10 protein-coding genes are annotated in these 14895 nt (G+C 71.8%); 5 read left to right on the top strand and 5 right to left on the bottom strand.

Annotated features, from left to right (window positions below; all coding sequences use genetic code 11):
- Window positions 1-26: 26 nt before the first annotated feature.
- The 4 genes from ACIRPT_RS06385 to ACIRPT_RS06370 all read right to left on the bottom strand — a co-directional run bounded on the left by ACIRPT_RS06385 (window position 27) and on the right by ACIRPT_RS06370 (window position 6140).
- Window positions 27-2327: an ATP-binding cassette domain-containing protein gene (locus tag ACIRPT_RS06385; protein ID WP_403823072.1), complete on the bottom strand. Its 2301-nt coding sequence runs from the start codon at window positions 2325-2327 to the stop codon at window positions 27-29.
- A 225-nt stretch (window positions 2328-2552) separates the two neighbouring features.
- Entirely contained in the window at window positions 2553-2849 is a 297-nt protein-coding gene (locus ACIRPT_RS06380; RefSeq protein ID WP_403502997.1) for a DUF5132 domain-containing protein, read from the bottom strand.
- Window positions 2850-3217: 368 nt separating this feature from the next.
- Window positions 3218-4336 carry an alpha/beta fold hydrolase gene (locus tag ACIRPT_RS06375; protein ID WP_403823068.1) on the bottom strand — a complete coding sequence of 373 codons (1119 nt, stop codon included), beginning with the start codon at window positions 4334-4336 and terminating at the stop codon, window positions 3218-3220.
- A gap of 58 nt (window positions 4337-4394) precedes the next feature.
- A complete protein-coding gene (locus tag ACIRPT_RS06370; RefSeq protein ID WP_403823065.1) occupies window positions 4395-6140 on the bottom strand; it encodes a DUF885 domain-containing protein in 1746 nt (581 codons plus the stop codon).
- A gap of 160 nt (window positions 6141-6300) precedes the next feature.
- Between ACIRPT_RS06370 and ACIRPT_RS06365 the strand changes: the two genes are divergently transcribed.
- From ACIRPT_RS06365 to ACIRPT_RS06345, 5 genes are all read left to right on the top strand, one after another.
- Entirely contained in the window at window positions 6301-7902 is a 1602-nt protein-coding gene (locus tag ACIRPT_RS06365) for an ABC transporter substrate-binding protein (RefSeq protein WP_403823062.1), read from the top strand.
- Between the two features lie 27 nt (window positions 7903-7929).
- Window positions 7930-8916, top strand: coding sequence for an ABC transporter permease (locus ACIRPT_RS06360; RefSeq protein ID WP_403823059.1), 987 nt, complete (start codon window positions 7930-7932; stop codon window positions 8914-8916).
- A gap of 88 nt (window positions 8917-9004) precedes the next feature.
- On the top strand, window positions 9005-10867 hold the full coding sequence (locus tag ACIRPT_RS06355) for a dipeptide/oligopeptide/nickel ABC transporter permease/ATP-binding protein (protein ID WP_403823056.1): 1863 nt from the start codon (window positions 9005-9007) through the stop codon (window positions 10865-10867).
- Window positions 10864-11871 carry an oligopeptide/dipeptide ABC transporter ATP-binding protein gene (locus ACIRPT_RS06350; RefSeq protein ID WP_403823053.1) on the top strand — a complete coding sequence of 336 codons (1008 nt, stop codon included), beginning with the start codon at window positions 10864-10866 and terminating at the stop codon, window positions 11869-11871. Before ACIRPT_RS06355 ends, ACIRPT_RS06350 begins: the two co-directional genes overlap by 4 nt.
- A complete protein-coding gene (locus tag ACIRPT_RS06345; protein ID WP_403823051.1) occupies window positions 11805-13211 on the top strand; it encodes an NAD(P)/FAD-dependent oxidoreductase in 1407 nt (468 codons plus the stop codon). The genes ACIRPT_RS06350 and ACIRPT_RS06345 overlap by 67 nt, the downstream gene beginning before the upstream one ends.
- 148 nt (window positions 13212-13359) lie before the next feature.
- Here the strand turns inward: ACIRPT_RS06345 and ACIRPT_RS06340 are convergent, their stop codons facing one another.
- Window positions 13360-14880 carry a SulP family inorganic anion transporter gene (locus ACIRPT_RS06340; protein WP_403823048.1) on the bottom strand — a complete coding sequence of 507 codons (1521 nt, stop codon included), beginning with the start codon at window positions 14878-14880 and terminating at the stop codon, window positions 13360-13362.
- Between the last annotated feature and the right edge of the window lie 15 nt (window positions 14881-14895).

Raw genomic sequence — 14895 nt, 5'->3', positions numbered from 1 at the left:
CGCACCGGTCCGCGGACAGCGGCGACTTATGCGACCTTCTCGCCGGCCTGAAGGTGCCACAGGGATGCGTACAGCCCGTCGCGCTCCAGCAGATCGAAGTGGGTGCCCTCTTCCGCCACGACGCCGCCCTTGCCCATGACGTAGATCCAGTCGGCATGACGGATCGTGGACAGGCGGTGCGCGATGATGACCATGGTCCGGTCCGCCGCGAAACTCCGGAGGGTCCGCTGGATGGCCGCCTCGGTTTCGTTGTCCACGGCCGAGGTGGCTTCGTCGAGGATGACGACCGGCGAGTCCTTGAGGATGGCCCGGGCCAGGGCGATGCGCTGTTTCTGGCCGCCGGAGAGCGCGGCGCCGCGCTCGCCGATCATCGTGTCGTACCGCGCCGGCATCGCCTCGATGAAATCGTGCGCCTCGGCCATGCGCGCGGCGTTGACCACGCGGTCGGGGGTGCTGTCGAAACTGCCGTAGGCGATGTTCTCGCCGATCGTCCCGTCGAAGAGGAAGGGTTCCTGGGCGACGAATCCGACCGCGTTCCGCACGTCCTTGCGCGGAAGTTGGCGAAGGTCCGCGCCGTCGAGCAACACCCGTCCGGATTCCGCGTCCTGGAAGCGCAGCAGCAACTTCGCGATGGTCGTCTTTCCGGAACCGGTGGCGCCCACGATGCCGGTGACCCGTCCGGGAGCCATGCGCAGGGACAGGTCTTCCAGGACGGGGGGACGCCCGGGGTAGGCGAAGGTCACCTCGTCGAGGACGATGTCGCCCGTGATCCGGTCCGCGTCGAGCCGGAGGCCGTTGCCGTTGGATTCGACGGGGAGGCTGTGCAGGCGCTGGACCCGGTCGTAGGCCGCCAGGGTCCGCTGGTACTGGTCGACGGTGCTGCCCAGTCGCGTGAGTCGCCACAGAACCTGCTGCGGCAGACCGACCAGCGGGCTGAAAACCTCGAAGGGAAGGGTGCCGTTGAGCACCGCGCGGCCGCCGAGCAGGAGGGTGCCGGCCATGGAGGCGGTGGTGCACACCCGGATGGTCTCGGTGTGGAGGATGGTGCTCCGGTCGGTCCGCTGGTTGCTCTGTCGATAGGTCTCGCTGAGGCCGTCGATGCGGTCCGCTTCGTAGTCCTCGGCGCAGAAGCTCTTGACGGTCGCGCTCGCCTCGAGGTTGTTGACCAGCTGGCTGTGGAGCTTCGCCCGGTTCTCGCCGGAGACGGCGTAGTCGGCGGCGACCCGGTCGTGGAAGTGGAACGACAGCCAGGCGACGATCGGCACCGGCAGGAAGGCGATCCAGGCGATCTCGGGGGCCAGGAGGAGAAAGACCGGGACGAGGACGAGGAAGCTGGTGGCGAGCTGGATCACCTCGTTCATCGACGTGGAGAGGAAGTTGCCCATCTGCGTGATGTCTTCGGTCAGCGCGCCGGCGATCCGGGTTGTCCGCTCGCCCTCCAACTGCCCCAGTTCCAGGTGCTGTACGTGCGCGTATGTCGCATTGCGCCAGTCGTGCTGGACGGTTTGGCCGAGCTTGCGCCATTCGACGCCCGAGGCGTACGAGAGGCCCGCCGCGGCCAGGCAGACGAGGGCGGCCGCACCGGCCAGGAACCACAACTGGGCCGAGGCGCCGGCGAGTCCGATGCCGACGAGGGCCGCGCTCTCCCCCTTGATGAGGATCAGGGCGATCCAGCCGAGGAAGAGGCTGAGTGCCATTTCGGTGATCTGGCTGGTGACGGACAACAGGGAGGCGAAGCAGAAGCGGCGTTTGTGCGGGCCGACGATCCGTAGCAGGGGGTGTTGCGAGGCCCCGGTGGCGGACGAGGAGTCCCGTTGGGCGGCGGCTGCGCTCCACGCCCGCCGCACGATGACGGCCGTTGCCGTCACGATGCCGCCGAAGGCCACGAGGGGCTTGCGCAGCAGTTTGTGGCCGCCCAGGGCGAGGGCCGCTGCCGCGCCGGCGGCGAGCGTGACGGTGCGCACGGTGTCGCGGTTCGGCGCCGCCGTGGAGGTGCTGGTGGGGGCGTCGGACGGACCGGGGGCGGGCCTGCCGGGAAGGCCGGTCCTTTCGGCGATCAGCGCAATGGCTTTCCGGATGAGCCGCCCGACGTCCGTCGCATTCACCGTCGGGTCGTGCAGGACGAGGAGCCTACCGGTGACCGGATTGGCGCGCGCCTCCCTGATACCGGGGATTTTCCGCAGTGCGGCCGCGAGGGTCTCCGCGATGCGCGGCCGGCCGAGCACGCACCCGACATCCCAGCGCTGACGGCCGGGAATGACCGACCGCGCCCGTACGTCAGCGTCCGTGGGCCGGCACGCGGATGCTGCAGCCACCAGGGATGACATGTGAAAAATCTCCATGCTTTGGGAGTGGCGCACTCCCCGGAATTCGGGCACGACGAAGCCCGGGAAATGGAGAGGAGAATGCGAAGAAATCAAAAAACGCTGAACGGGGGATGTTCACCCGAGTGTGGGCGCGCCTCGCGGATGATCGTGAAATCAGAATCCCGTGAAGCGGTCAGGGGATGGGATTCGCGCCCACACAGACGCCGGGCCGGCGGCGGTCCGCGCTCAGTTCGCCTTGCTCGCGGCGGCGGGACGGGGCTTGGCGGTGCTCTTGCTTTCGGTGTCGGCTCCGCCGGCGTAGCCGCCGTCGGTCGCGGGGATCATCTGGGCGGTGACCATTTCGGCGGCCACTTCGGCGGCAAGGTCCTGGATCCCCTCGCCGGCCTCATGGGCGGCCTTCTTCACTTCCATCGCCAGTCCCACGGACGTTTTGACGACGCCCCGCACCAGCGGCTTGAACAGCCTCTTGGCGAGGGGAGCCGCAATGAGCCCGATCAGGAAGGGAGGCACTACAGGCGGCATGGTCTTACATCCTTCTCGTTTATGTGCGCAGTACGAATACCTCAACCCCGGCGCGCACTGAAACAGCGCATAGTTCAGTGGACGAAAGTATTCGGCCGACGCCGATTAAGGGAGGAATTCACTCCTCCCACAATTCACGTTGTACCACTCGAATCGACGCTACGGAATAGTAGGAATTTCCGCTTCCTGGAACTTACCACCCACTTCCCACACCATAGCCGAGGCTTGACGGGCGGAGCCAAATAGCTCCGGACCTATTCACCCTTTCGGGTACATGGCCCGCCAGGGTTCGACGAATTCAGGCCAGCGCCGCCGTATAGGCGTCGGGAGCGGTGGAAAGCCGGCCGCCCGCCGGAAATTCCGGGGGCCTACGACGAGGGCGCCGGCCGGTTCGACTCCAGTTCGTTCAGTAGCGTCCGCACGGTTTCCGCGACAAATCCGGGGACCTCGTCGGGGAAGCCATGGCCGGTTCCCTCCGGAGTGTGGATCCGCCTGGCCATGGTGGAGGTCGAGAGAAAGCGTTCCCGGGTGGTGAGGTAGAAGCGCCGCACCCGGGCGGCCTCTTCGGGGTCAGCGGCCAGGTCGAGCAGCTGCTCGCCTCCGGTCAGATCGCGGGGTGCGACGAGGAGGAGGGGGAGATCCCCGAGGTCGCCGTCGTAGACCATGGTGTGCCAGCCGGCGCCTGCCATTCCGGCCGGTGTGAGTTCGCGGAATATCGATGCCGCCGCGCAGTCGGCCCGCGTCCTGGCGCCGGCGGCGGGCGGGCTCTCGGCGTCCGTGCCGGGGTGGATGCCGAACAGCTTGCGCACGGCGCTCCGGAGGAAGAGGCGGGGGCCGGACTGCCGCAGCGCCGGGTTCGGCGGGCCGTAGGTGATGACGTCGGGGGGCGTGGGATCGAGCAGGACGAGACCCGCGACGAGGTCCGGGCGGCGCCTGGCGGCATTGGCGACGAGCAGCCCGCCGAAGGAGTGCCCCACGAACACGAAGGGCCCTTCCTCGCCGGCCCGCTCCAGGGCCGTGAGCAGTTCGGCCGCTTCGGTCGCCGTCGTGCGCGGGAAGGGGCCGGCGTCGCTCCATCCCGAGCCCGGCCGGTCGACGAGGATGGAGCGCGTGTGCTCCCGGAGCATCGTGTGCAGATGGTGCATGGCCTGGCCCGCGGCGTGGCCGCCGGGCATCCACACCACCGCGGGCCTGGTGGCGGACTCGCCCTCGGCGAGGAGGTGCATGCGGTAGCCCCCCACGTCGACCATCCGGCCCGGCGGCGGATTGCTCGCTCCGGCCCGTGCCACATGCACCAGGTGCCGCAGGGAGCCGACGGCCAGCAGCGCGGCGACGCCGAGCAGGAGGCCGCCCGGGACGGCCCAGGCGCCGCCGAGCGCGGTGCACCAGCCACCGCCCGCGGCGAGCGGCAGGGCGAGGGCGAGCCCCGCCCAGTCCCGGCTGACCAGCGCCAGCATCATGTTCGTGGCATACCTGCCTGGACGCATCCGTCCCTCCCTCCTCCGCACACCACTGCTCGGGCGGCGGCCGGTCCTGGGGCCGCGGTCAGGGCGCCGCCGGCGCGTCGGCAGGGAAATCGTCGCGCGAGGACAGCTCGCGCGCCACGCGGCGGGACAGGGCGGGGAACGGCAGCGTGCCCCCTTCGAGGACCGACTCGTGGAAGGCCCGGACGTCGAACCGGGCGCCCGCGCGGCTTTCGGCCCGTGCCCGCAGGGAGGTGAACTCCGCGTAGCCGGCGCGGTATGTCAGTGCCTGGCCGGGGAGGTCGGTCGCATAGCGCAGCAGCTCCGTGGCGATCTGCGCATCGGATTCGGTGCAATGGGCGCGCATGAAGGCCCTCGCCTGGTCGATGGTCATCGTGCCGAGATTGAGCCCCGTGTCGACGACGAGGCGTTGCGCCGTGAACCGCTCGTGGGCCAGGCGTCCGTAGGCGTCCCACGGGTCGTCGTAGAGTCCCATCTCCCAGCCGAGGCCGGCCGCGTACTCCGCCCAGCCCTCGTCGAACGCGCCGAACACGTTCAGTTCCCGCCGCAGGTCGGGCAGCGCGGAGTTCTCGGCCTGGCGGGCGAGATGGAAGTGATGTCCGGGGGCCAGTTCGTGGTAGATGAGGGCGGCGGAGCCGAGCAGTGAGCGGTTCGCCAGGTCCGAGCCGTTGTAGCGGTACCGTCCGACCGGCCGCGCGGCGGTGGGCTGCTCGTAGTAGCCGAAGGTCATGGCCGGCTCCAGCGCCGGGTCGAGGCGGGCCACGCCGTACGGAGCGCGGGGCAGGGTCGCGAACCAGCGCGGCAGCAGCGGTGTGAGCCGGTCGAGGTGGCTGCGGTAGCGGGCTTCGACCTCGTCGGGTGTGGCGGCGTAGAGGCGGGGGTCGGTGGCCAGCCGCTGGTGGAAGGCCGCCTCGGGGCCGGCGAAGCCGAGCGCGGTGCGGGCCTCGCGCATCCGCTCGGCGAGTTCGCGGCAGTGCTCCCGGCCGAGTTCGTGGAGGCGTTCCGGGGGTGTGTCGCCGGTGGTGTAAGTCCGTACGAAGGAGCGGTATGCCTCTTCGCCGCCGTCGTAGTGGGCCCATCCAACGGCCTGGGGGGCCTGGCGGACGTACGCGGGATCGTCGATGAGGGCGAGGAGGCGGTCGAATGCCGGGTGCAGTTCCTTGGCGACGAGCCGCGGGATGCCGTCGCGCAGTCGCCCGCGGGCGGCCGGGGTGAGGCGGGCGAGCCGCTCGCCGTCGGCCTCGACGTAGCGTGTGGTCCGGGCCCGCAGGCCGGTGAGGGTGGTGCGGACGCCGGGCAGGGCGGGGGCGGGGATGCGGAAGCCGCGGGCCGCTTGACCGGCTGTCTTGTCGGCGATCGTGTCGACGGAGCGGGCCAGGTCGTGCACGAGAGTCAGATACCGGTCCGCGTCGGCTCCGTCGTCGAAGGTGTAGGGACGGAAGACCACGTCGCCGTACAGGGGGAGGCGGAAGAGCTGGTAGGGGGTCGCGGTCGGGGTCAGCCAGTGGTGGCGGCCCGCCTGCACGTCCTGTTCGGCCAGTGCGGCGAGGAAGCCGGCGGTGTCGGCGTCGGGGCCGGGCAGGCCGGCGGTGTCGAGTGCGCGGAGCCGGTCCTGGATGCCCGAGGCGAAGCGGGTGCGTTCCGCGGCCTCCGCGGCGGATACCCCCGGCAGCGTTTCGACGGGCAGCCCGCGTCGCGTCCGCAGCAGCGGCTCCCGGGAGAGGAGGAAGTCCCAGTAGGCGGCCGCGAGGCGGTCGAGCTTCTTGGCCGCGGTCTCCCCGGCCGGGTCCGGTGCGTGCGTCGCCATGGGGCAAGTGTGGGTCAGGGGACGGGCGCTGTCACGAGCGCGTGTCGCGAATGGCGGATACCGCCGTGGTCACCCGAACGGTGGGTTTGGTCGGCTCGACGGACGTGCGGCGCCGAAGTGCCGCGCGGGCGTGAGCCGTTGTGGTGGCACGATGAGCGCCATGCGCCGTCGCACTGTGTCATCAGCCGCTGCGCGGTCGGCCGTGGTGGCGTCCGCGGCCGCCGTATCGGTGGGGCTGGCCGGTTGTGACGGGGCCGGTGTCACGTCCTCGACGCGTTCCCCGGTCGTCGTCGGCGGCACCGTCAAGGTCGCTGCCGCCTCCGAGACCACGAGCTTCAACCCGTACTCCCAGTTCGGTACGGGTGTGGCCCGCTACGCCTATGACTCTCTGGTCAATGTGTCGCCGCGCGGTGCGCTGGTCTCCGGTCTGGCCAGGAGGTGGCGGACGACGGCCACCTCGGCGACGTTCACCCTGCGCCGGGGCGTGACCTGCTCCGACGGTACGGCGCTGACCGCCTCCGCGGTGGCACGGTCGCTGACGTACGCGGGCGATCCGCGCAACCGGCTCGTCGGCGCGCAGGCGGCGCTGCCCGGTGTCCCGTTCACGGCGACGGCCGATGATGCGGCGGGCACGGTGGCGGTGCGGATGTCGTCGCCGTACAGCTTCATCACCCGGACGATCGGTGTGCTGCCCGTCGTCTGCCCCGGCGGGCTGGCGCATCCCCGGTCGCTGGAGAGGGGGACGAACGGCACCGGCCCGTACGTGCTGAGCGGGTACCGCTCCGGCGGGCCGTACGTGTTCACCGTGCGCAAGGGCTATGCCTGGGGTCCGGGCGGGGCGTCGAACGAGGCGCCGGGTCAGCCCGCGAAGATCGTCGTTTCGGTGGTGCCGCAGGAGTCCACCGCGGCGAATCTGCTGCTCACCGGTGGAGTGAACATGGCGAAGGTCACCGGTCCCGACCGCGCCCGGCTCGCCGGCCGCGGCCTGGCCACGGCCGAGGTGCCGACGATGGTGGGGCTGACCTTCTTCAATCAGCGCGGCGGCCGTCCGCTCGGCGACCCGGCCGTCCGCCGGGCCCTCGTGGCCGCCCTGGACCGCAAGGGACTGGCCAATGTGGCGGTCGGCGGCAGCGGAACGCCCGCGACGGGCCTGACCGCGACGAACGCCGTCTGCCATGCGGACGTGGCCACGACGAGCCTGCCCGCGCGCCACGCCGCGCGGGCGCTGCGGTCCGCGGGCTGGCGGAAGGACGCCGACGGCCGGCTGACGAAGGACGGCCGGCCGCTGCGGCTTCGCCTGCTCAGCAGCCCCGACCTCGGCTCGACGCTGCCGTCGGTGGCGGAGCTGATGGCCGCGACGTGGACCGCGCTGGGGGTGCAGGTCGAGCTCGTCAGCGAGAGTCTGAACGCGCTGGTGAAGGCGATGTACCAGGACGGGAACTTCGATGTGGTGGTCGGCAGTTCGCCGGGGCCGCCCCTGCCGTCCGAACTCATCCGGTACTTCTCCGGGCCGCCGCCGGACAAGGGGCTGAACTTCGCGGGGATCGACAACCCGGAGTACCGCCGGCTGGTCGCGCGCGCCCTGCGCCAGGCGGACAAGGACAGTTGCCGGACGTGGAACGAGGCCGCCGCGGCGCTGTTCCGCTCGGCGGACGCGCTGCCCATCGCGGACGGTACGAGCGTGGTCTACGGCTACCGGACGACGTTCGCTGTCGGCTTCGGCGGGGGCATCGTGCCGACCAGCATCCGGCTGCACCGATAACCGCCGTTCCGACGAGGAGGTTCACCGATGACGACCGTGCCCGCGTGGCTCGGCGCCATGGCGCGGCGGCACCCGTGGCCGGTGTTTCTGTGCCGGCGGGTGGCGCGGCTGATCGTCTCGCTGTTCATCGTGGTCACCGGTTCGTTCGCGATGATCCGTCTGATTCCCGGCGACCCGGTCCGCGCCGCGCTCGGCGTGGACGCCGCGCCCGGCCTGGTGGCGGCGAAACGGCATGAACTCCACTTGGACGAGGGGCTGCTGACGCAGTACCGGCATTATCTGCGCGATCTGGCGCACGGCGAGCTGGGGGTGTCGCTGGTGACCGGCGACCCGGTGTCGGACCTGGTCAGGACGCGGCTGCCGGCCACCTTGCAGCTCGCGGTCCTGGCGTTCCTGTGCGTGCTCGTCATCGCCCTGCCGGGGGGTCTGCTCGCCGGGGTCCTCACCCGCGACGGGCGGCGGCCGCGCGCGGAGCTGGTGTTCACGACCACGACGTCGGTGGTGGCGGGCCTGCCGGACTTCGTTCTCGCCGCGGGGCTGACGGCGGGGCTCGCCGTCGGGCTGCACCTGTTCCCGGTCGCGGGCGATGTGGGTGCGGCGTCGTTCGTGCTGCCCATGCTCGCGCTGGCGCTCGCCCCGGCGGCCGTTCTGCTGCGGATCGTGCGGGTGGAGACGCTGAAGGTCCTGGGCGAGGACTATCTGCGGGCCGCCCGCGGGAAGCGGCTGCCGGCCGCCTCGCTCTACCTGCGGCACGCGGCACCGAACATGCTGACCGCGTCGCTGACGATCGCGGGGAATCTGCTGCCCGCCCTGATCGCCGGGACCGTGCTCGTCGAGAAGGTGTTCGCCTGGCCCGGTATCGGGTCGGCGATCGCGCAGTCCGCCGTCACGCAGGACTATGCGGTGGTACAGGCGGCGGTGCTGATCCTGGGCTCGGCCGTACTCGTCGCGAACTTCCTGGTCGATGTGGTGCTCGCGCTGCTCGACCCCCGCTCGGCCATCCGGGAGAGCTGACGCCATGATGCCTTCGCCGCCCGTGCGGGCGCCGCGCTCCGCCGCCCGGAAACGGTTGCGCGCGGCCCGGTCACGGTGGTCCTCGCCGATGGCGGTCGTCGCGGTGACGATGCTCGGGTCGTTGGCCGTCCTGGCCGTCATCGGACCCCTGGTCTGGGGGCCGGCGGCGGATCGTCCGGACCCGTCGGCGGTACTGCAGGGGCCGTCCGCGGCGCATCTGCTGGGCACGGACTATCTTGGCCGCGATCTGCTGGCCCGGGTGCTCGCCGCGTCCCGGCTGTCCCTGCTGCTGGCGCTCACCGCGGCGCTGCTCGGCGCGGCGGTGGGGATCACGCTCGGGGCGCTCACCGCCGTCGTGGGCAGGCGCAGCCGGCGGCTGCTCGGGGCGCTGATCAATCTGTTGCTGGCGTTCCCCGGCCTCCTGGTCGCGATCTTCTGCTCGGTGATCTTCGGCGCGGGGGCCCGCGGCGCGGTGTTCGCGCTGGCCGTCGCCGCCACGCCGGGCTTCGCGCGGATCGCGCAGACGCTCGCCGCCGGCGTCGCGGGCACGGACTTCATGGCGGCGGCGCGCGTCCTGGGCCTGCGCCGCCACCGGCTGCTGCTGCGTCATGTCCTGCCGAACATCGCCGAACCGCTGATGCTCAATGCGACGATCTCCGCCGGTGCGATGCTCGTCGCGCTGTCCGGGCTGAGCTTTCTCGGGCTGGGCGTGCAGGCGCCCGCGTACGACTGGGGGCTGTTGCTCAGCCAGGGGCTGACCCGGATCTACGTCGAACCGCTGTCCGCGGTCGCCCCCGGTATCGCCATCGTCTACGCCGGGCTGGCCTTCCAGTTGCTCGGTGAGGTGCTGGCCGGCGGTGTCGCCCGACGCGGCGGTCCGCCCCGCGCGGCCGAGCCGGCGCCCCGGCCGTCCGACGCGCGGGACCCGGTGGCGGACGATGACGATGACGTGCTGCGGGTCGAGGACCTGGAGGTGGTCATCCCTACGGCGGACGGGGTGGTCCGCCCGGTGCGCGGTGTCACGCTCGCCCTGCGGCGCGCCGAGATCGTGGGGCTGGTCGGTGAATCCGGGTCCGGCAAGTCGCTGACGGCGCTGGCGATCGCCGATCTGCTGCCGGAGCGGGCGCGGGCGACCTGGCGGACCCACCGCTTCCTCGGCACGGACGCCGCGGCCCTGACGCGGAGGGCGCGGCACCGGCAGCTCGCGACCGGCCTGGCGATGATCTTCCAGAATCCGGCCTCGTCGCTCAATCCCGCGCTGCGCATCGGCACACAGGTCACCGAGGCGGTGCGGGCGCACCGCGGGGTGTCCCGGGCGGAGGCCGCCGAGCGGGCGGTGGCGAGCCTGCAGCGTGTCGCCCTGCCCGGTGCGCGCCGGCTGCTGCGGTCCCGCCCGTTCCAGCTGTCCGGGGGGCAGCGGCAGCGGGTGATGATCGCGACGGCGCTGATGATGCGGCCTCAGGTGATCATCGCGGACGAGCCGACGACGGCGCTCGACGTCACGGTGCAGCGCGGAATCGTGGAGCTGCTCGCCGGAATCCGGCGCGACGCCGGCACCGCGGTCCTGTTCATCAGTCACGACGTGGCCCTCGTCGCGCAGCTGTGCGACCGGGTCCTGGTCATGTACGGGGGGCGGGTCGTCGAGAACCTGCCGGCCGGGCGCCTCGCCACCGGTGCCCGCCATCCGTACACCCGCGCCCTGGTGGAGTCGGTGCCCGATATGGCCGTTGACCGGAATCGCCCGCTGCGTACGGCCGATGGAACGCCGTCCGAGGTGCCGGACGACATCACGGGCTGTCCGTTCCACGGGCGGTGCGCCCATCGGCGGGAGCGGTGCGTGACGGAGGATCCGGCCTTGGCCCCGCTCGGTGCCGGCCATCAGGTGGCGTGCTGGTATCCGCTGTCGGCGAGGTCGTCGCGGGAGGAGCCGAGGGAGGCCGAGACATCATGACGGGGCTGACGCTGGACGAGGTCATCGTCCGCCACGAGGGGCCGGGCGGCGCGGTCACGGCCGTGGACCGGGTGTCGCTGGCGGTGCCGGAGGGTGTCACCGTCGGCCTGGTGGGCGAGTCCGGTTCGGGGAAGTCGAGTCTGGCGCGGGCGGTCGTGGGGCTGTCCCCGCTGTCCGGCGGGCGCCTTTGGATCGACGGGCGCGAGGTGCGCAGCCGTACGGTCGGCGACCGGCGCCGGCTGGGGCAGCGGGTCCAGATGGTGTTCCAGGACCCGGACACCGCGCTCGACCCGCGGATGACGGTGCGTCAGACGCTGGCCGAGGCGGCGGGCGCGTTCCGCGGGCTCGACGGGCGCGCCCGCGAGCGGCGCATCGCCGAACTGCTGGATTTGGTCGGTCTCGATGCGCGGCTCGGCGACCGGCTGCCGCGGGAGCTGTCCGGCGGCCAGCGTCAGCGGGTGGCCCTCGCCCGTGCGCTCGCCGTCGGTCCCGGCATCCTGATCGCGGACGAAATCACCTCGGCGCTCGATGTTTCGGTGCAGGCGGCGGTGCTGACCACGGTCCGCGATCTGCAGCGCCGGCTGGGCCTGTCCATGCTGTTCATCAGCCACAACCTTGCCGCGGTCCGCTATGTGTCGGACGTCATCGCGGTGATGTACCTGGGCCGGATCGTCGAAACGGCCCCGGCCGAGCGCTTGCTGGCCGATCCGCAGCACCCGTACACGCGGACGCTGCTCGCCGCCGTACCGAGTCTGCACGAGCCGTTGCGCACCGGGGAACCGCAGCTCTCCGGGGAAGCACCCGATCCCTCGGCGCCACCGGCCGGATGCCGGTTCCATCCTCGCTGCCCGGTCGGGCCGAACCGGCACCCCGAACGGACGATCTGCGCCGAGCGGGATCCGCAGCCGGGCACCGACGGGCGGCCGCACCTGGCCGCGTGCCACTTCCCCACGAGCGCCGGACCCGCACCACAGCCGCCACCGACGCCACCGAACGGACGGTGACCCTCGCGATGACGATCCAGGAACCGGACGTCTGTCCGGCCGGCGCGGACGCGGTCGTCGTCGGGGCCGGCGTGATCGGTGCCGCCGTCGCGTTCGAGCTGGCGCGTGGCGGGCGCCGTGTCGTCGTCATCGACAAATCCGGCGGCGCCGGGCACGGATCGACCGGCGCCTCGAGCGCGGTCATCCGTTTCAACTACTCGACCTGGGACGGCGTCGCCACGGCCTGGGAAGCGCGTCACCACTGGGAGGACTGGGCGTCACATCCGGGCGGCTACGGCGGCGGTCCCGTGGCGGCGTTCCATCGGACCGGCGCGGTACTGCTCGACGCACCGGATGCCGGGACGGCGGCGGTTGCCGCCCTGTTCGACCGGGCCGGTGTGCCCTACGAACGATGGGACGCCGCGACGCTGCGCAGCCGGGTGCCCGGTATCGATGCGGGCCGGTACTGGCCTCCGAAGCCGGTGCACGACGATGCGTTCTTCGCCGAACCGGCCGGCGAACTCGGCGCCCTGTTCACGCCGGACGCCGGTTTCGTCGACGATCCGCAGCTCGCGGCGCAGAACCTTGCGGACGCGGCGGCCGGTCTCGGGGCGCGGTTCCTGTTCCACCGCACCGTCGTCGGCGTCGACCGGTGCGCGGACCGGGTGTCGGGCGTGCGGCTCGCCGACGGCACCCGGATCGCGGCGCGGGTGGTGGTCAATGCGGCGGGCCCGTGGTCGGGCGCGTTCAACCGGATGGCCGGCGTCGGGAGCGAGTTCACGGTGGGGGTGCGGCCGCTGCGCCAGGAAGTCCATCAGGTGGCCGCACCGCGCGGGTACGGCGCCGGGGACGCCTTCGGGCCGGTCCTCGCCGATCTCGACCTCGGCGTCTATCTGCGTCCCGCCGCCGGGGGGAAGGTCCTCGTCGGCGGCACCGAACCCGCCTGCGATCCGCTGGAGTGGATCGAGGATCCGGACGCGTCCAGCCCCTACCCGACGCCGGGGCGGTTCGCGGCCCAGGTGACGCGGGCGGCGCGGCGTTTTCCCCGGCTCACCGTCCCCAACCGGCCCACCGGCATCTCCGGCGTCTATGACGCGGCCGACGACTGGACGCCGATCTACGACCGCACCAACCTCGGTGGTTTCTATGTCGCGATGGGCACGAGCGGTAACCAGTTCAAGAACGCGCCCCTGGTGGGCCGGTTCCTCGCCACGCTGATCGACCGCGTGGAGGCCGGCCACGACCACGACCGCTCCCCCGTGCGGTACTTGGGCGACCACACGGGCAACGTCATCAACCTCGGCGCCTTCTCCCGCAAACGCCCCGTCACCCAGGGTTCGGCCCGCTCCGTCATGGGGTGAGGCGGACGTCGACAACAATCGCCCCCAAGTCCCGGCTAGCCGTAGGAAGTTGTGGGTTCCGGCTGAACGCGGCCGGGGCGGCCCGCGGCTCGTCGCCTACGGACCGCCCCGGTACACGGGACCTCCGGCTACCGTTCCAGGGGCACCGTCACGCGGATCGGCCCGCCGCCCCAGCCGAAGTGGCGGTGGCGTCGTTCTCCGTGGCCGGCACCCTCATCCGTACCGGTTCGGTGTCGGTGGTGTTGTGGCGGGCGGCCCAGTTCTCCAGGGCGGCGCGGCAGGCGTGGTCCAGGTGCCGCACGGCCGTCAGGTCGAGTTCGATGGGCTGGTCCTTCGGCAGTGCCTCCAGGGTCTGCAGGATGCGGGGGAGCCGGAGGAAGGTGGCGTTGCCGGTGAGGGTCACCACCAGCCTGCCGCCGGTGAGTTCGCGGGTGTCGACGTGGACGTGGGAGGTCTCCCACGCCGACTTCGCCACGGCCAGCACCAGGCCCAGGACCACGCCTTCGAACATGCTTGTCGTCACGATGGCGATGGCCGTGATCGCGAGGATGACGAGCTCGCCGCGGTGTTCGCGCCACAGCGGGAGGATCTCCTTGACGGGGATCAGCTTGCAGCCCGCGTGTACCAGGACGCCCGCGAGGGCCGCGAGCGGGATGATCCCGATCACCGCGGGCAGCAGCACGGTGAACAGCAGCAGCCACAGTCCGTGCAGGATGCGGGAGGCCTTGGTCTTCGCGCCTGCCTGGAGGTTGGCGGAGCTGCGGACGATGACCGCGGTCATCGGCAGGGCCCCGAGCACACCGCACACGGTGTTGCCCACGCCCTGGGCGACCAGCTCCTTGTCGTAGTGCGTACGCGGGCCGTCGTGCATGCGGTCCACCGCCGCCGCGCTGAACAGCGATTCCGCCGAGGCGATGAGGGCGAAGGCGAGAACCGTACCGAGCACCGCGACGCTGCCCAACGAGCCGAGATCGCTCAGGCCGGGCGGCTGGATGGCCTCGAAGAGCCCCTGCACCTTCACGTGGGCGACGTCCAGGCCGCCGAACGCCGTGACGGCGGTGGCGAGGGCAACCGCGGCCAGCGGAGCGGGGATCAGCCGCACCTTGGCGGGCAGCTTCTTCCATCCCACGAGCACGATGATGGTGCCCAGGCCGACCGCGAAGGCGGTCAGCGCGGAGCGGCTGGTGGCGATGTCAGCGACCAGCCCCGGAATGCCGAAGATCTTCTCCAGGCCCGAGCGCGGCTGCTGGACGCCGGCCATCGTGTACAGCTGCCCGAAGATCAGCACGAGTCCGATGCCGGCCAGCATGCCCTGTACGACCGAAACGGAGATCGCCCGGAACCAGCGGCCGAACCGCAGCACACCGAGGATGATCTGGAGCACTCCGGCGGCCAGCACAATGGCGCCGAGCATGCTCAGTCCGAACTCCCGGACGGCTTCGAAGACGAGTACGGTCAGGCCCGCGGCCGGGCCGCTGACCTGTAGCGCGCTCCCGGGCAGGACGCCGACGACCAGCCCGCCGACGATGCCGGTGATCAGGCCGAGTTCGGCCGGCACGCCCGACGCCACGGCCACGCCGACACACAGCGGCAGGGCCACCAGGAACACCACGAGCGAGGCGAGCGCGTCCTGGCGCAGGACGGCAGGATTCTTGAAAGCAGAAAGCATGAGTGAGGGTCCCCC

Source organism: Streptomyces sp. NPDC101227, from assembly GCF_044767545.1.
Classification (GTDB): domain Bacteria; phylum Actinomycetota; class Actinomycetes; order Streptomycetales; family Streptomycetaceae; genus Streptomyces.
Note: the sequence above shows the minus strand (reverse complement) of the source record. Positions and strands in the feature narration are given on the sequence as shown.

What these genes read in the sequence shown, in the direction of transcription:
- ACIRPT_RS06385 (WP_403823072.1), bottom strand. Translation starts at nt 2,327, where the DNA reads ATGTCATCCCTGGTGGCTGCAGCATCCGCGTGCCGGCCCACGGACGCT.
- ACIRPT_RS06340 (WP_403823048.1), bottom strand. Translation starts at nt 14,880, where the DNA reads ATGCTTTCTGCTTTCAAGAATCCTGCCGTCCTGCGCCAGGACGCGCTC.
- ACIRPT_RS06375 (WP_403823068.1), bottom strand. Translation starts at nt 4,336, where the DNA reads ATGCGTCCAGGCAGGTATGCCACGAACATGATGCTGGCGCTGGTCAGC.
- ACIRPT_RS06380 (WP_403502997.1), bottom strand. Translation starts at nt 2,849, where the DNA reads ATGCCGCCTGTAGTGCCTCCCTTCCTGATCGGGCTCATTGCGGCTCCC.
- ACIRPT_RS06370 (WP_403823065.1), bottom strand. Translation starts at nt 6,140, where the DNA reads ATGGCGACGCACGCACCGGACCCGGCCGGGGAGACCGCGGCCAAGAAG.
- ACIRPT_RS06360 (WP_403823059.1), top strand. Translation starts at nt 7,930, where the DNA reads ATGACGACCGTGCCCGCGTGGCTCGGCGCCATGGCGCGGCGGCACCCG.
- ACIRPT_RS06355 (WP_403823056.1), top strand. Translation starts at nt 9,005, where the DNA reads ATGGCGGTCGTCGCGGTGACGATGCTCGGGTCGTTGGCCGTCCTGGCC.
- ACIRPT_RS06350 (WP_403823053.1), top strand. Translation starts at nt 10,864, where the DNA reads ATGACGGGGCTGACGCTGGACGAGGTCATCGTCCGCCACGAGGGGCCG.
- ACIRPT_RS06365 (WP_403823062.1), top strand. Translation starts at nt 6,301, where the DNA reads ATGCGCCGTCGCACTGTGTCATCAGCCGCTGCGCGGTCGGCCGTGGTG.